Consider the following 16,271-nt stretch of genomic DNA (forward strand, 5'->3'; position numbering starts at 1 on the left):
AGATGTGTATAAGAGACAGGCGCACCACCGAGGTGGCACGAACCGTCGGCTGGCGTCCCGTCGGACGGCAGTCCGGGTGCTCCTGGGGGCGGGCACGACCGGGAACGAGCGCCCGACGACCCAGGTTGCACCACGCAACATTCGTGCGTGACGCGCCGCTCGACTCCGGCGGAATCATGCATCACGCGACGGGCCCGTGCATTACAGCGGTGTAAACAAATCGCCCCCGGTTCGTTCTGTTCCGTGACAGGGTGATACCAATGAGCGTTCCTGGCCGGGCACACAGACGTACCACCCTCCGGCTCAGGACTCTTGCAATCATGACCAGAGAGGCAGCGGACATGGCATCCGTGACCAAGTGGGGCAAGCGCGGCATCGCGCTCGGCGCCGGTGCAGCAGCGACGGCGCTGGTGCTGACCGGCTGCGCGAGCAGCAGCGTGAGTGACACCGAACTGAACGGCCTGAGCATCGGGACGACGGACAAGATCACGTCCCTCGACCCGGCCGGTTCCTACGACAACGGCTCCTTCGCCGTGCAGAACCAGGTGTTCCCGTTCCTGATGAACACGCCCGTGGGGAGCCCGGACGTCGAGCCGGACATCGCCACGAAGGCGGAGTTCACGAACCCGACCACCTACGAGGTCACCCTCAAGGACGGGCTCGAGTTCGCGAACGGCAACAAGCTCACGTCGAGCGACGTGAAGTTCTCGTTCGACCGCGAGCTGAAGATCAACAACGAGAACGGTCCGCAGTCGCTGCTGGCCAACCTCAAGAGCATCGACACCCCGGACGACACCACCGTGGTGTTCAACCTCGACCACGCCGACCAGACCTGGCCGCAGGTGCTCTCGAGCCCCGCGGGTCCGATCGTCGACGAGGACGTCTTCAGCGCGACGAAGCTCACCAGCGCCGACGACATCGTCAAGGGCAAGGCCTTCGCCGGCCAGTACCAGATCAGCTCCTACAAGGAGAACGACACGATCCAGTACAAGACGAACCCGAAGTACGACGGCCTGCTCGGCAAGGCGAAGACCGACGAGGTCACCGCCAGCTACTACACCAAGGAGACCGACCTCAAGCTCGCCGTGCAGAAGGGTGACGTCGACGTGGCGTACCGCTCCCTGACGCCGACCGACATCTCGGACCTGCGCAAGGACGACTCCCTCAAGGTCACCGACGGCCCCGGCGGCGAGATCCGCTACGTGGTCTTCAACTTCAAGACGCAGCCGTTCGGCACCGGGCAGGACGACGCCGACGAGGCGAAGGCCCTGGCCGTGCGTCAGGCCGCTGCCGACGTCGTCGACCGTGCCCAGCTCGCGAAGGAGGTCTACAACGACACCTTCACCCCGCTGTACTCGATGGTCCCGGACGGCCTGACCGGCGCGGTCCAGCCGTTCAAGGAGATGTACGGCGACGGCGACGGCGGCGCGGACGTGTCCAAGGCGAAGAAGACGCTGTCCGACGCCGGCGTCACGGGCAAGGTGCAGCTCGACATCCAGTACGCGCCCGACCACTACGGTTCGGCCTCGGACGACGAGTACGCGCTGCTCAAGCAGCAGCTCGAGGACTCCGGTCTGTTCACCGTCAACATCCAGTCGACGGTCTACACGACCTACGCGCAGGAGCGCACCAAGGACGCCTACCCCGTGTACCAGCTCGGCTGGTTCCCGGACTTCTCCGACGCCGACAACTACCTGTCGCCGTTCTTCACCAAGGAGAACTTCGTCCAGAACCACTACGACGACCCGGAGATCCAGGACCTCATCGCGAAGGAGCAGGCCGAGTCCGACGCGGACAAGCGTGCTGACCTGATCGAGCAGGCCCAGGAGCGCGAGGCCACCCAGATCTCGACGCTGCCGCTGCTGCAGGGCAAGTCCGTCGCGGTCGCCGGCAAGGACGTCAAGGGCCTGACCCTCGACGCCTCGTTCAAGTTCCGGTACGCCACCCTGAGCAAGTAGCACCAAGCCCCACGTGCAGGCCGCGGGCGTTCCCACGAGGAACGCCCGCGTGCCTGTGCAACGGCGACGAAAGGCACACACCCCGTGACCCTCAGCACTCCCGAGGCGACGCAGGACGTGAACGGCACCGATCCCACCAAGCCACAGGCACAACGCAGTGCCAAGAACAGTGGCGGCGGACTCGGCCGGTACATCCTCGTCAGGTTCCTCCTCATCATCCCGACCGTCTTCATCCTGGTGACGCTCGTGTTCTTCCTGATGCGCGTCATCGGGAACCCGATCACCGCATCGGTCGGCGGTCGTCTCACGCCGAGCCAGCTGCAGGAACGCCTGCACGCCGCCGGGTACGACCGGCCGGTGCTCGTGCAGTACTTCGAGTACCTCGGCAACATCCTGCGCGGTGACTTCGGCACCTCGTCGACGGACAACCGTCCGATCACCGACATCATCGTCACGTACGGCGGCGCGACCGCGGAGCTCGTGTTCTACGCGCTCATCGTCGCGCTCGTGCTCGGCATCCCGCTCGGCATGCTCGCCGCGTACACGCGCGACAAGTGGCCGGACGTGCTGCTCCGTGCGCTCGCGATCCTGACCTACGCCACGCCGGTGTTCTTCGGTGGCCTGCTGCTCAAGCTCGTCTTCTCGGTGTGGCTCGGTTGGCTGCCCCTCGGCGACCGTGCCTCGACCCGGGTGTCGCTCATCCTCGACGGCATCCCGGGCGCGAGCGGCATCTACATCATCGACGCGCTCCGCACCGGCAACGCCGCGGTCATCGGCGACGTGCTGCAGCACGCCGTCCTGCCCGCGCTGACGCTCGGTCTGCTGACGGCGGGCATCTTCCTGCGCCTGGTGCGCGCGAACATGATCGGGTCGCTCGGCTCGGAGTACGTCGACGCCGCCCGGTCCCGCGGCGTGCGCGAATCGCGGCTCGTCCGCACCCACGCGTTCCGTCCGGCCCTCGTGCCGATCATCACCGTGATGGGGCTGCAGATCGCGATGCTCCTGGGCGGCTCGGTGCTCACCGAGACGACCTTCGGGTGGCGCGGCCTGGGCTTCGAGCTCAACCAGTACCTGTCGGCCCGTGACTTCGTCGCGGTGCAGGGCATCGTTGCGATGCTGGCGGTGATCGTCGCGGTGACCAACTTCATCGTCGACGTCGTCGCCGCCCTGATCGACCCGAGAGTGAGGTTCTGACGATGGTCGACACCACCCTCGTCGACCGCCACGAGCCGCTCTGGAAGCGGCTCCCCGTGGTGGTCCAGCTCCGCCGGAGCACCGGCTGGCAGCGCGCCATGCTCATCGTCGGCGTGGTCATCTGCGCCCTCTACCTGCTCGTCGCGGTCTTCGCACCGCTCCTCGCCCCGTACGGCTTCGGCCAGCTGCAGGGCGCGGACGGGCAGAGCTTCCCGCGCACCGGCGCACCGAGTGCCGAGCACATCTGGGGCACCACGGTCGGCGGCTTCGACGTGTTCAGCCGCGTGCTCTACGGAGCCCGCACCGCCGTGCTCGTCGTCATCGTCGCCGTGATCGTCTCGATCATCGTCGGCGTCCTGCTCGGCATGGTCTCCGGGTACCTGGGCGGCTGGCTCGACCGCGTCCTGGTGGTCGTGGCCGACGCCATCTACGCGTTCCCGTCGCTGCTGCTCGCGATCATCGTGTCCATCGTCATCTCCGGCGGCAACTCGAGCTACTCGGGCGGCATCATCGCGGCGGCGATCTCGATCACCGTCGTCTACGTGCCGCAGTACTTCCGCGTGGTCCGTGCCGAGGCCGTCCGGCTGAAGAACGACGCGTTCGTCGAGTCGGCGCGCGTGATGGGCACGAACCCGTGGCGGATCATGACGCGGCACGTCCTGCGGAACTCGACCCGTTCCCTGCCGCTCATCCTGACGCTCAACGCGAGCGACGCGATCCTGACCCTGGCCGGCCTCGGCTTCCTCGGGTTCGGCATCGGCCCGACGTCCGGCGCCGAGTGGGGCTACGACCTGAGCCGCGCGCTCTCGGACGTCGCGAGCGGCGTCTGGTGGACCGGTGTCTACCCGGGTGTCGCGATCGTGGTGCTCGTGCTCGGTGTGACCTTCATCGGCGAGAGCCTGAACGACATCTCCGATCCCCGCCTGCGTGCACGCCGACGCCTGAAGCAACTCGTGTCCACGAGAGAAACGCGGGAAACACGCGACGCGCGCGACGCCGAGGCACCGCGCAACGCCGGGAACGACACGGAAGGGACGGGCGCATGACCCCGACGACCCGCCTGCAACCGGGCGACACCACCACCGAACCCGTCGTCGTCGTGGACGACCTGACCGTCACGTTCGCGACCGACGGCGGCGCCGTCGACGCGGTCAAGGGCGTCAGTCTCGACGTCCGCCCCGGCGAGGTGCTCGCCCTGGTCGGCGAGTCCGGCTCGGGCAAGTCCGTCACGGCGCGCAGCATGCTGCGGCTCATGCCGGAGACGGCGACGCTCGGCGGCGCGGTGCTGCTCGAGGGCACCGACGTGGTGAGCGTCGGCGCGCAGAAGCTCCGCAACCTGCGCGGAACGGCCGGGGCGATGGTGTTCCAGGAACCGTCGACCGCGCTCAACCCGGTCTTCACCGTCGGGTGGCAGATCGCCGAGGGGCTCCGCGCCCACGGCGGCGTGTCGAAGAAGGAGGCACGGGCGAAGGCCATCGACTACCTCGGTCGCGTCGGCATCCCCGACCCCGAGACCCGCGTCGACCACTACCCTCACCAGTTCTCCGGCGGGCAGAAGCAGCGCGTGGTCATCGCGAGCGCACTGGCCCTGGAGCCGAGCGTCATCATCGCGGACGAGCCCACGACGGCGCTCGACGTGACGGTGCAGGCCGAGATCCTCGACCTGCTGCGCCGCTGCCGTGACGAGTTCGGCACCGCGATCGTCGTCATCACGCACAACATGGGCGTGGTCGCCGACCTGGCCGACCGCGTCGCCGTGATGTACCAGGGCGAGATCGTCGAAGAGGCCACGGCGACGGCGCTGTTCGCGACGCCGCAGGCCGACTACACCAAGCGGCTGCTCGCGGCGGTGCCCCGGCTCGAGGCGTCCACCGGGGTGGCCCGACGCGCCGCGATCTCCGAGGACGTCACACCGCTGGTCGAGGCGAAGGGGCTCGAGATCGAGTACCCCGGGCGTCTCGGATCGCCGGCGTTCAAGGCCGTCAAGGGCGTCGACCTGGCGATCCGCCCGGGAGAGGTCCTCGGCCTCGTGGGGGAGTCCGGCTCCGGCAAGACCACGATCGGCCGGGCCATGGCGGGCCTGACGAAGGTCACCGGCGGCTCGCTCAAGGTCCTCGGCGCCGAGATGCTCGGGTACCGCGAACGCGACTTCAAGCACCTGCGGAAGGACATCGGGTTCGTGTTCCAGGACCCGGCGACCTCGTTCAACCCGCTGCTGACGATCGCGGAGTGCGTCGCCGAGCCGTTGGTCGTGCACAAGGAGGTCTCGAGCCCCCGTGCCGCGCGCAAGCGGGTGGACGAGCTGCTCGAGGCCGTGCAGCTGCCGGCCGCGTACGGCGACCGCTACCCGCACGAGCTCTCCGGTGGGCAGCGCCAGCGCGCGTCGCTCGCCCGGTCGCTCGCGCTCCGGCCGAAGCTGCTCATCGCCGACGAGCCGACGAGTGCGCTCGACGTGTCCGTGCAGGCGCGCGTGCTCGAGCTCTTCCTCGAGCTCCAGCAGGACCTCGGCTTCGCCTCGCTGTTCATCAGCCACGACCTCGCGGTCGTCGGCGCGCTGTCCGACCGGATCGCGGTGCTGTACCGCGGCGACCTGGTCGAGACGGGCACGACGGCGCAGGTCCTCGGCGCGCCGCAGCACCCCTACACGCAGCGGCTCCTCGCGTCGCTGCCGGTGCCGGATCCAGCGGAGCAGGCGGAGCGACGGCGTACGCTGGAGCGACTGGAGCACGCCGGGTCCTGACCCGGGGTGACCCACCCTGGAGGCCCGGCAGCGTCGTCGACGCACGCCGGGCCTCCAGGGTGGTCGGCTCCACTGCTGTACGCACGACGGACCTGCCAGGGCGGTCCGTCGCGAACCGCCGCCAGGGGGCGGCGTGGAAGGGGACCCATGATCGCGGTCAACGGACCGGCGGTCGTCGCGGACGACGTGTCGATCGAGTACCGGGGCGGACGCGGGGGCGAGTCCATCCGGGCCGTCGACGGCGTGAGCCTCACGGTCCGGCAGGGGGAGATCCTCGCCCTGCTCGGTGAGTCGGGCTCGGGCAAGTCGACCTTCGCCGCCGCCATCGCCGGCCAGCTCGGATCCCACGGCGAGGGCGAGGGGGCCCTCCGTCGGCACATCGTCGGCGGCGAGCTGACCGTGCTCGGCCAGAAGACCCGGGGCCTCCGTCCCTCGTCGCGCAAGCTCGAACGGCTGAGCGGTCGGATCGGCTACCTGCCGCAGGACGGCGCCGACCGGCTCAGCCCGGACCTGACCGTGGGCGAGGCCGTCGCCGAACCGATCTACGCACGCGACCGCCGGTTCGACCGGCGCGAGGCCGGGCTCATCGTGGCCCGGCTGCTCGACGCGGTGCACCTGCCGCTCGGGGCGATGCGCCTGAACACGTGGGAGCTCTCGAGCGGTCAGCGCCAGCGTGTCGCCCTGGCGAAGGCGCTCGTGCTCGAGCCGCAGCTGCTGGTCGCGGACGAACCGGCACGCGGCGTCGACGTGCTCGTGCGGCAGTCCGTGCTCGAGGCCCTGGCGACCCTGCAGCGCGGCCGGCAGTTCTCGGCCGTCGTCGTGTCCAGCGATCTGCGCGAGGCCCGCGCCCTCGCCGACCGCGTCGCCGTGATGGCCGATGCCCGGCTCGTCGGGCTCGGCACCTTCGACGAGGTCCTCGACAACCCCGTCGACCCCTACGTGAAGACCCTCGCCTCGACCGCGGCCCGCGGGGTGAAGCGTCGTCCGGCTCCGAGCACATCCCGCCGTTCGTCGGCGCCGCGCCGTCCGCTCGCCGCCGGCACCGGCCCGCGCACCGACCGTCAGGAGAACGCATGAGCACCCCGGACCAGGGCCCACGGGGTCACCGCGCCGTCGTCCCCACGTCGGGTGCACCGCTGCCGATCGAGGCCCCGCAGCCCGGGCCCGTCGCCGTGCTGCCGGAGCCGACGGACCTGCACGTGGACGCCGTGACCGAGGCCGGGGGCACCGTCGCGCCGCTCGACGCCGACACCCGCGGGGTCGTCTGGCTCGACCCCCGCGACCCGTCGGGTCTCGCCGACGCCCTGTCGTCCGCATCCGGGGTGGGCTGGGTGCAGCTGCCGTTCGCCGGCGTCGACGCCTTCGCACACCTGATCCAGGAGCACGGCGACCGCGTGCTGTTCACCTCGGCCAAGGGTGCGTACGCGGAGCCGGTCGCCGAGCACGCGCTGGCGTTGACCCTCGGGACGCTCCGGGTCCTGCAGAAGCGCGCCCGTGCGTCGTCGTGGGCGACCGAGCCCGAGGGTGTCTCGCTGTACGGGCGGAACGTCGTCGTGATCGGTGCCGGCGGGATCGCGCTCGAGTACCTCCGGCTGCTCGCGCCGTTCGACGTCGACGTCACCGTCGTGCGCCGCTCGCCCGACCCCGTCCCGGGAGCCGCGCGGACCGTCACCACCGACGAGCTCGACCGGGTCCTGCCCGACGCCGACGTCGTGATGATCGCGGCGGCGATGACCTCGGGCACCGCGAAGCTCTTCGGCGAGCGGCAGTTCCGGATCATGAAACCCTCCGCCCGGCTCGTGAACATCGCGCGCGGCGGACTCGTCGACACCGACGCCCTGGTCGACGCCCTGCGCACCGGGGAGATCGCCGCGGCCGGCCTCGACGTCACCGACCCCGAACCGCTGCCCGACGGTCACCCGCTGTGGTCCGAGATCGGCGCGGTCATCACCCCGCACCAGGCCGACACCCCGGACATGGTCGCGCCCCTGCTCGCCGAGCGCGTCCGGCTGAACGCCGCGGCGTTCCTCCGGGGCGACGGCGAGGGCTTCGTCGGCGTCGTCGACCCGGACGCCGGGTACTGACACGGGGGCTCCACGTCGCGGCGCGCCCGGGCGGCGTGTCCGATGCGGTGGAGGGCGCCAGGGTCCTGCTATGCTGTTACCCGTTGTTCGCACGTCATTCGCCAGCGAACAGTGATCCTCGATAGCTCAATTGGCAGAGCAGCCGGCTGTTAACCGGCAGGTTGTTGGTTCGAGTCCAACTCGGGGAGCGACAGGTCCTCATCCTTCGGGTGGGGGCCTTTTGCGTTCCCGACGGTCCGGCGCCCTCGTCAGGCTCGGCGGAGCCCACTGCCGGCCTGAGCCAGCGCACCGGGATCGACGATCGCGCGGCTCACGCCAGGTCGATGCTGTTAGCGTTCTCAGGTGCACCGTTCTCGTTCGCCTCGACTCGCGCTCCTGGGCGTCGTCGTCGCCGTGACGGCGGTGCTCACCGGCTGCAGCAGTGTCGGCCCCGACACCGATGCGTCCGAGGACCCGACGAGCTCGGACACCGGGCTGGGCTCGGGAGCGTCGCCGGTGGTCTTCGCGTTCGTCTGCAACGGCGACGGATCGGACAGTGCGACCTACACGACCTACTCGGCGGTGTGGGAGGCCGAGCGCGCCGACTGCTCGGCGAAGCGCCTGACCGGCTCGGTGCCGTCCAGCCAGCAGCAGGCCGCGGTGACGGCGGCGCGTGGCGACGCGACCCTGGTCGAGCTCGCGAGCGCCTGCGCCGTGCGTGGCTCGGACCCGTGGACGTCGGCGGTCGCCGACGAGCGCGGTGCGCACGTGGCCGCAGGCCTCCTGCGGTACTGCCCCGGGCACCCGGAGACCGACCACCTGCGGGACGCGCTGGCGGCCTACCGGGGCTGAGCCGGGCCTCCAGGCCGACCGCCGCACCGGCGACGGGCCGGCGGCGGCGGACGGGCGTCAGCCCTCGGGGTGGTCGCGACCCGGCAACCAGGACTGGCCGGGCCCGCCCCAGCTGCTCTTGCGGATCGCCTTGGCGACCTGCTTGCCGAAGGGGTGCACCAGGCGGTCGGCGTAGAGCCAGCCGTCCAGGTGGTCGTACTCGTGCTGGAAGATCCGGGCCAGCCAGCCGTGCGCCTCGACCTCGAACGGGGTGCCGTGCTCGTCGAACGCGCGCAGCAGGGCGCTCTCGGAGCGGCGGAGCGGGAACCGCTCGCCCGGGATCGACAGGCAGCCCTCGGACTCCTCGTCCTCGTCGAGTTCCTCGACGGACTCGGGGACCGGGGGCGTGATCCACAGCACGGGGTTGACGGCGGCGCCCCGGTGCAGGACGTCGTCGTCATCGGTGTAGGAGTAGACGAACAGGCGCTTGCCGACGCCCACCTGCGGTCCGGCCAGGCCGACGCCGGGGGCCAGGTCCATGGTCTCGAGCATGTCGGCGACGAGCGTGCGGAGGTCGTCATCGAACGCGGTGACCTCGGCTGCACGCTCGTGCAGGACGGGTTCGCCGGTGATGCGGATCGGGAGAACGGCCATTCACCCAGGTTATCCGGCGGGGGACGGTAGCCTCGACGCGTGACGACGGACCTCCAGCTGCCGGACGCCGTGAGCAACCTCACGCCGTTCCAGGCGCTGATGATCCCGGTGGCCCTGATCGGGGCGGTGTTCCTGTCGCTCGGGGCACAGTTCCAGAGCCGCGGGGTGCAGCGGGTCGAGGCGCGTCTCGGGCGGCAGTCGAAGGGGCTGAGCGTCCGGCACGTGGTCGGGCTCGTCTCGAGCGGCTACTGGGTGCTCGGCACGCTCATGCTCGGCATCGCGGTGGTCCTGCAGCTGGTCAGCATCACGTTCGCGCCCCTGATCGTCGTGCAGCCCCTGGGTGCCGTGGCGCTGGTCATCACGACGTGGTTCTCGTCACGGTCGTCGGGCGTACCGCTCGGTCGACGTGCCCGGCGGGCCGTGTGGACGTGCATCATCGGTGTCGGCATCTTCGTCGGGATCGCGGCGTTCGTCGGGCACGAGAGCGCGATCACGCGCCAGCAGCTCGTCACCGTGCTGGTGATCCTGGCGGTCGTGCTGGTGCTCGTGCTGGTGTCGTTCCGCCTGGTGGCCAAGCGTCGCAGCGCGCTGTACTACATCGTCGGGGCCGGGGTGCTCTACGGGTTCGTGGCGACACTGGCCAAGGTCGTGCTGAACCGGTTCGTGAACGGCACCTTCGACTGGCTGACCGTGCTCGCGATCGCCGGCGTGGTCGTGGCGGCGTCGCTCGGCGGGTACTTCGTGCAGAACGCGTACTCGAGCGGGTCGGCCGACCTCGTGATCGCGGGGCTGACGGTGATCGATCCGATCGTCGCGGTCGGCATCGGCGTCATCGTGCTCGGCGAGGCCTCGGGGGCGCCGTGGTTCGCGGTGGCTGGGTTCGTGGTCGCCGCGGGCATCGCCATCACCGGGGTGTTCCTGCTCGCCAAGCACCACCCGCAGACCCGGGCCTGACGCCGGCCGACGCGGGCGACCGGCGCACACGCGGCGCTGCACTCGCCGCGCAACCGGTGGTGCACTCACCGCGCGCCCGGAGGTCGCCGCCCTCATCCGCGCGGCTGACGCGACCGTCGATCCTGGTGCGATAGCGTCACTGCCGACCAGCCATCGCCCACGAGAGGACGACCTCAGCCGTGTCAGGAGACGCCACCACCGCCACCGCCGGACCGACGGGTGCGACGGGCGGTCACCGACCGTTGCGCGTGCTGATCGCAGCGGACACCTTCGCGCCCGACGTCAACGGCGCCGCCACCTTCGCCGAGCAGCTCGCCGTCGGACTTGCCGAGCGCGGGCACGAGGTGCACGTCGTGGCCCCGGCCTCGAGCCGCCAGTACGGCACCTTCGACGAGGAGCACCACGGCGTCACGCTCGTCGTGCACCGCCTGAAGTCGTACAAGTGGCCGCTGCACCCGTGGCTGCGCTTCGTGTGGCCGTGGAGCGTCCGGAAGTGGACCGGCCCGATCCTCGACGCCGTCAAGCCCGACGTGCTGCACATCCAGTCGCACGTGGTCATCGGCCGCGGCATCGTGCACGAGGCGAACGACCGCGGCATCCGGGTCATCGCGACGAACCACTTCATGCCGGAGAACCTGCTCGAGTACACGCCGTTCGGCAAGTGGACGCTGCCCCTCGCGCTGAAGATCGCGTGGAGCGACGCCGCCAAGACCTACCGGCTGGCCGACACCATCACGACGCCGACGAACCTGGCCGCCGACTACCTGCGGAAGGCCATCGCCGGGCAGCAGGTCCTCGCGATCTCGTGCGGCATCGACGCGTCCCGGTACGTGGCGCGCGAGGGACGCCCGGTCAACAACGACATCGTGTTCGTCGGTCGTGTGGCCCCCGAGAAGAACCTCGACGTGCTGGTCCGCGCGGTGGCGCTGCTGCCCGCCGAGCTGTCCGCGACGCTGACCATCGTCGGCGACGGCGAGATGATCCCGAAGCTCACCGCGTTGGCGAAGGAACTCGGGCTCGAGGACCGCGTGCGGTTCCTGGGCTTCGTCTCCGACGAGCGCAAGCAGGAGGCTCTGACCAACGCGACGGTGTTCGCGATGCCGTCCACGGCGGAACTGCAGAGCATCTCCTCGCTCGAGGGGATGGCCTCGGGTCTGCCCGTCGTCGCCGCCGACTCGATGGCGCTGCCGCACCTGATCGACGGCAACGGGTACCTGTTCACCCCGGGCGACGTGGACGACCTGGCGGCGAAGCTCACGACGGTGCTCACCGCGCCCGAGTCGGCGTACGTGGCGATGCGGGAACGCAGTCTGGCCATGATCGAGGCACACGACATCAACCGCACGCTGTCGACGTTCGAGTCGCTGTATCGTGGTGAGCCGGTGGCCTGAGGGTCTCCGGCGAGGGGCGGTAGCCAAGCTGGTCAAGGCAGTCGGCTCATAACCGAACGATCCGCGGGTTCGAGTCCCGCCCGCCCTACGTGCACATGCCAAGGAAGCGCGACACGTCGCAGGACGACCACGCACCGACACCGAACGTCACCTTCGAGGTGACCCGTGGCGGTACCGGCGTGCGCGTGAACGCCTTCCGCATCGGGTTCATGGGCGCGATCGGGGTGCTCGTCGCGCTGCTCGCCGGGTCGATCATCAACGAGCTGAGCACGGTCCTGGTCTACATCGGGGTCGCGCTGTTCCTGGCGCTCGGCATCGACCCCCTCGTGTCGTTCCTGGAGCGGATCATCCCGCGCTGGTCCGCCATCACGATCGTCGTCGTGGTCGTCCTCGGGGCCTTCGCCGGCATCGTCTTCGCCGTCGTCCCGATCCTGGTGGAGCAGACCTCGAACCTGGTCCAGAACTTCCCCGAGATCGTGCAGGACATCTCGCAGCAGCCGTGGGTGCAGGACCTGTCGAAGCAGTTCGCCGGGTCGTTCGACATCGACCACGCGCTGCAGTCGCTGCAGTCCTTCGTCGAGAAGCCGGGCAACCTGCTCAGCGTCGGCGGCGGGATCCTGGCGGTCGGCAGCGGGATCCTGTCCGGGGTCACCGGGGCGCTCATCGTCATCATCCTGATGCTCTACTTCCTCGCGTCGATGCGGGGCATGAAGCGCGCGGCCTACCGGTTCGTCCCGGCGTCGCGTCGCCAGAACTTCATCGACGTGAGCGAGCAGATCACGCAGGCGGTCGGCCGGTACGTCGTCGGGCAGGTGTCGCAGGCGCTCATCAACGGCATCCTGAGCTTCATCTTCCTGCTCATCATCGGTGCGCCGCTGCCCGTGCTGCTCGCGTTCATCGCGTTCCTCGGCTCGCTGATCCCGCTGGTCGGCACGCTGGCCGCCGCGATCGTGATCTCGCTCCTCTGCTTCTTCGCGTCGCCGGCCACCGCCCTGTTCTCGGGCATCTACTACCTGGTCTACATGCAGGTCGAGGCCTACCTGATCTCGCCGCGCATCATGTCGCGGGCCGTCCAGGTGCCCGGCGCCCTCGTGGTCATCGCGGCGGTCGCGGGCGGCACGATCGGCGGCGTGCTCGGCGCGCTCGTGGCGCTGCCCGTCGCGGCGTCGGTCATCATCATCGTGCAGAAGGTCATCTACCCCCGCCAGGAGCAGGCGTGACGAGCGGCGCCGGCGCACCCGACGACGCGGTCGTCGCCGCCTTCGCGGAGCACGTCCACGACCGTGACCGCTGGGCGCGCAGTGCCCGTGGGCCGCTCGCCCTGGTGAACGCCCAGCACGTCGACCACCCGCAGCCGGTCTGGCCGGTCCCCGGGACGTGGGCCCCGGCCGTCGGCGGACTCACCGTGACCGCCGAGGCACCGGACGGCGTCGTCGTCGACGGCGTCCCGGTCGACGGCACGGTCCTGGTGGCCGGGGACACCGCCGTCGTGCCGTCGACCGTCGCGCTGCCGGACGGCCTCGCCGGCACCGTCAGCGGCGACACCCTGCGCGTCTGGGACCCGTCGTCCGAGGCGATCGCCCGCTTCGCGCAGATCGCCCGCTTCGCGTGGTCCGGCGACTGGGTGACGTCCGGTACGTACGTCCCGCTGGTCGGGGACGCCCCGGAGGCCCGTGGCAGCGTCCGTGATGCCGCCGGCGAAGCCCTGCCGGTCGCCGGACACGTCGAGACCGTCGTGGGTGGTGCCACGGTGCGCTTCGTCGCCGTCCGGTCGGCTGCCCACCGCGGAGCCGCGCGGCTGCAGCTCATCGTGCAGGACGCCACGAGTGCCCTGCCCGAGGACGACCCGGGCAGCACCTACTCGATGGGGCGGTTCCTGTACCTCGACGACCCCGGCGCCGAGGCCATGGTCGAGCTCGACTGGAACCGGCTGGTCCTGCCACCGTGCGCGTTCTCGTACCAGTACGCGTGCCCGATCCCACCGGAGGACAACCGCGTCCCGGTACCGATCACGGCGGGGGAGCGGCACCCGGTCGACGCGAGCGGTGCCGTTCTGCACTGACGGGTCGTCGTGGCGCTGATCTGTTCGGGTCCTTGCCGTTCCCAGGCGTGGCGCTGCATAATGGGCGTGTCCCGTCGGGACATCACAATCGCATACCGATGGTTCCGTGGCCCCCGGGTCAGGATCCTCCGCACCAGGTCGATGGGGAAGTCGCACCTGACGTATCGGAGGAACCGTGAACGGAACGACGACAGGAGTGCTCTACGTGCACTCCTCACCCCGCGCGCTCTGCCCGCACGTCGAATGGGCAGCAGGTCGCGCGATGAACCGCGCCGTGAACTTCTCGTGGCTCGACCAGCCCGCACAGGACGGTGCGCGCCGGACCGAGTACACGTGGACCGGTGCGGTGGGTGCCGGTGCCGCGATCGCATCGGCCCTGCGCGGGTGGGAACACCTGCGGTACGAGGTCACCGAGGAGCCGACGAGCGCCTCGGACGGCGGCCGCTGGATGCACACGCCCGACCTCGGTGTGTTCTACGCACAGACCGACGTCACGGGCAACATGGTCATCCCCGAGGACCGGGTGCGCTACGCGATGGAGGTCGCGGGCAGCAACGCCCTCGAGCTGCACCGTGAGCTCCGACTCGCCCTCGGTCAGGCCTGGGACGACGAGCTCGAGCCCTTCCGCCACGCGGCCGAGGGCAACCCGGTCGTCTGGCTGCACCGCGTCGGCTGACCCGACCACCGGAACGACGGCAGGCCCGCCCCGACGACGCGGGACGGGCCTCCTGGCAGGGTGCGACGGATCAGACGCTGCGGAACGCGACCACGGCGTTGTGGCCGCCGAAGCCGAACGAGTTGCTGACCGCGAGCAGGTCGCCCTCGGGCAGCGCACGCGGCTCGCGGGCCACGTCCATGACGATCTCCGGGTCCTGGTCGTGCAGGTTGATCGTCGGCGGGGCGACGCGGTTGTGCAGTGCGAGGACGGTGAAGACCGCCTCGATCGCTCCGGCACCACCGAGCAGGTGCCCCGTGGAGGCCTTGGTCGCGGACACCACGACGTCGTCCAGGTGGTCGCCGAAGACCCGGCGCATCGCGTGGTACTCGGCGACGTCGCCGACGGGCGTCGAGGTGGCGTGCGCGTTGACGTGCACGACGTCCTCGCGGCTGGCGTCGGCGTGCTCGAGTGCCTGCAGGACCGCACGGGCGGCGGCACTGCCCTCGGGGTCCGGCGCGGTGATGTGGAAGGCGTCCGAGGTGATGCCGGCACCGGCGACCTCGGCGTAGATGGTCGCGCCGCGGGCTTCCGCGTGCTCCTTCGACTCGAGGATGAGCGCCGCGGCGCCGTCACCGAGCACGAAGCCGTCACGCGTGACGTCGTACGGACGCGAGGCGGTCTCGGGGGAGTCGTTGCGGCGCGACAGGGCCTGCATCGCGGCGAACGCGGCCAGCGGGAGCGGGTGCAGCGCGGCTTCGGCGCCACCGGTGATGACGATGTCGGCGTCGCCGTCGGCGATGTGCCGGTACGCCTCGGCCAGCGACTCGGTCGAGGACGCGCAGGCGGACAGGTAGGTGCGGGCGCCGCCACGGGCACCGAACTCCATCTCGATGGCGGCGGCGGGGCCGTTCGCCATGAGCATCGGGACCGTCATCGGCAGGACGCGACGCGGGCCCTTCTCGCGCAGGGTGTCCCAGGCGTCGAGCAGCGTGTTCACGCCGCCGATGCCGGTCGCCCAGTCGACGATCAGGCGTTCGGGCACGACTGACTCGTCGTCGATCCCGGCGTCGGCCCAGGCCTCGCGCGCCGCGACGAGCGACAGCTGCGACGAGGGGTCGAGGCGCTTCGACTCGGGGCGGGTGAGCTGGTCGGTGAGGAACCGGCGCGCCTGGCCGGCGAACTCCACGGGGAGTTCGAGCTCGGCGTAGCGGGGGTCCTCGATGCGGGTGATGCCGGACTTGCCGGCGAGCAGCGCGTCCCAGGTGTCCGGGGCGGTCGCGGCGAGGGGTGAGATCGCACCGATCCCGGTGACGACGACGGTCTTCTTGGTCATGGGACGACGTGTTCTTTCGTTGGGGTGAACAAGATGAGCGCCGTGGCCCGCAGGGGTCCGCGGGCCGCGGCGCTCAGGAAGCTCGTGTCAGGCCTGGGCCTTGACGATGTAGTCGACCGCGTTGCCCACGGTCTTGAGGTTCTTGACCTCTTCGTCCGGGATCTTCACGTCGAACTTCTCCTCGGCGTTGACCACGATGGTCATCATCGAGATGGAGTCGATGTCGAGGTCGTCCGTGAAGGACTTGTCGGCGGCGACGGTGTCGGTGGCGATACCGGTCTCGTCGTTGATCAGCTCGGCCAGGCCGGCGAGGACTTCTTCGTTGGACAGGGCCATGAGTGTTCTCCTTGAAGGGGGGTGTCGTTTGACCGTTGACCAGCCTAGGGCACGCGGGGTCCGGGTGCGCGGAGGCTCGTCGGGATGGGGACCGGGC

The 16,271-nt window shown here is 70.4% G+C and carries 15 protein-coding genes and 2 tRNA genes; 14 read left to right on the forward strand and 3 right to left on the reverse strand.

Features of this window, described 5'->3' with window-relative positions:
• The first annotated feature begins 341 nt into the window (after positions 1–341).
• The 8 genes from DEJ30_RS13055 (at position 342) to DEJ30_RS13090 (ending at position 8,807) form a co-directional block, all read left to right on the forward strand.
• Entirely contained in the window at positions 342–1,958 is a 1,617-nt protein-coding gene (locus tag DEJ30_RS13055) for an ABC transporter substrate-binding protein (protein ID WP_110862083.1), read from the forward strand.
• A gap of 117 nt (positions 1,959–2,075) precedes the next feature.
• Entirely contained in the window at positions 2,076–3,152 is a 1,077-nt protein-coding gene (locus DEJ30_RS13060; RefSeq protein ID WP_083404423.1) for an ABC transporter permease, read from the forward strand.
• Positions 3,153–3,154: 2 nt separating this feature from the next.
• The gene (locus DEJ30_RS13065) at positions 3,155–4,198 is read left to right on the forward strand and encodes an ABC transporter permease (RefSeq protein ID WP_110862085.1); all 1,044 of its coding nucleotides are present in this window, start codon (positions 3,155–3,157) and stop codon (positions 4,196–4,198) included.
• Positions 4,195–5,892, forward strand: coding sequence for an ABC transporter ATP-binding protein (locus tag DEJ30_RS13070; protein WP_110862087.1), 1,698 nt, complete (start codon positions 4,195–4,197; stop codon positions 5,890–5,892). Before DEJ30_RS13065 ends, DEJ30_RS13070 begins: the two co-directional genes overlap by 4 nt.
• 147 nt (positions 5,893–6,039) lie before the next feature.
• Positions 6,040–6,969, forward strand: a complete 930-nt coding sequence (locus tag DEJ30_RS13075; protein WP_110862089.1) for an ATP-binding cassette domain-containing protein — start codon at positions 6,040–6,042, stop codon at positions 6,967–6,969.
• Positions 6,966–7,976: a D-isomer specific 2-hydroxyacid dehydrogenase family protein gene (locus DEJ30_RS13080; protein ID WP_258369937.1), complete on the forward strand. Its 1,011-nt coding sequence runs from the start codon at positions 6,966–6,968 to the stop codon at positions 7,974–7,976. The genes DEJ30_RS13075 and DEJ30_RS13080 overlap by 4 nt, the downstream gene beginning before the upstream one ends.
• Positions 7,977–8,091: 115 nt before the next feature.
• A tRNA-Asn gene (locus DEJ30_RS13085) sits at positions 8,092–8,164 on the forward strand.
• 154 nt (positions 8,165–8,318) lie between these two features.
• Complete coding sequence (locus tag DEJ30_RS13090; RefSeq protein ID WP_110862091.1) at positions 8,319–8,807, forward strand: hypothetical protein; 489 nt, start codon at positions 8,319–8,321, stop codon at positions 8,805–8,807.
• 57 nt (positions 8,808–8,864) lie between these two features.
• Here DEJ30_RS13090 and def read toward each other — a convergent pair whose 3' ends face one another.
• Positions 8,865–9,440 carry a peptide deformylase gene (def, locus tag DEJ30_RS13095; protein WP_110862093.1) on the reverse strand — a complete coding sequence of 192 codons (576 nt, stop codon included), beginning with the start codon at positions 9,438–9,440 and terminating at the stop codon, positions 8,865–8,867.
• Positions 9,441–9,479: 39 nt separating this feature from the next.
• Here def and DEJ30_RS13100 point away from each other — a divergent pair, with 39 nt between their 5' ends.
• The 6 genes from DEJ30_RS13100 to DEJ30_RS13125 all read left to right on the forward strand — a co-directional run bounded on the left by DEJ30_RS13100 (position 9,480) and on the right by DEJ30_RS13125 (position 14,523).
• Entirely contained in the window at positions 9,480–10,394 is a 915-nt protein-coding gene (locus tag DEJ30_RS13100; RefSeq protein WP_181420136.1) for a DMT family transporter, read from the forward strand.
• 179 nt (positions 10,395–10,573) lie between these two features.
• A complete protein-coding gene (locus DEJ30_RS13105; protein ID WP_110862095.1) occupies positions 10,574–11,785 on the forward strand; it encodes a glycosyltransferase in 1,212 nt (403 codons plus the stop codon).
• A 13-nt stretch (positions 11,786–11,798) separates the two neighbouring features.
• Positions 11,799–11,873, forward strand: a tRNA-Ile gene (locus DEJ30_RS13110).
• 7 nt (positions 11,874–11,880) lie between these two features.
• A complete protein-coding gene (locus DEJ30_RS13115) occupies positions 11,881–13,005 on the forward strand; it encodes an AI-2E family transporter (protein WP_173033412.1) in 1,125 nt (374 codons plus the stop codon).
• Positions 13,002–13,847, forward strand: coding sequence for a DUF1684 domain-containing protein (locus DEJ30_RS13120; protein ID WP_110862097.1), 846 nt, complete (start codon positions 13,002–13,004; stop codon positions 13,845–13,847). Before DEJ30_RS13115 ends, DEJ30_RS13120 begins: the two co-directional genes overlap by 4 nt.
• Before the next feature lie 175 nt (positions 13,848–14,022).
• The gene (locus DEJ30_RS13125) at positions 14,023–14,523 is read left to right on the forward strand and encodes a DUF3145 domain-containing protein (protein WP_027465337.1); all 501 of its coding nucleotides are present in this window, start codon (positions 14,023–14,025) and stop codon (positions 14,521–14,523) included.
• A 70-nt stretch (positions 14,524–14,593) separates the two neighbouring features.
• Here the strand turns inward: DEJ30_RS13125 and DEJ30_RS13130 are convergent, their stop codons facing one another.
• Both DEJ30_RS13130 and DEJ30_RS13135 read right to left on the reverse strand, forming a co-directional pair.
• On the reverse strand, positions 14,594–15,838 hold the full coding sequence (locus DEJ30_RS13130) for a beta-ketoacyl synthase (RefSeq protein ID WP_110862099.1): 1,245 nt from the start codon (positions 15,836–15,838) through the stop codon (positions 14,594–14,596).
• A gap of 87 nt (positions 15,839–15,925) precedes the next feature.
• Positions 15,926–16,174 (reverse strand): acyl carrier protein, encoded by a 249-nt coding sequence (locus DEJ30_RS13135; RefSeq protein ID WP_017886710.1) that lies wholly within the window; start codon positions 16,172–16,174, stop codon positions 15,926–15,928.
• Between the last annotated feature and the right edge of the window lie 97 nt (positions 16,175–16,271).

The sequence above is a fragment of the Curtobacterium sp. MCPF17_003 genome (genome assembly GCF_003224385.1).
Lineage (GTDB): Bacteria > Actinomycetota > Actinomycetes > Actinomycetales > Microbacteriaceae > Curtobacterium > Curtobacterium flaccumfaciens.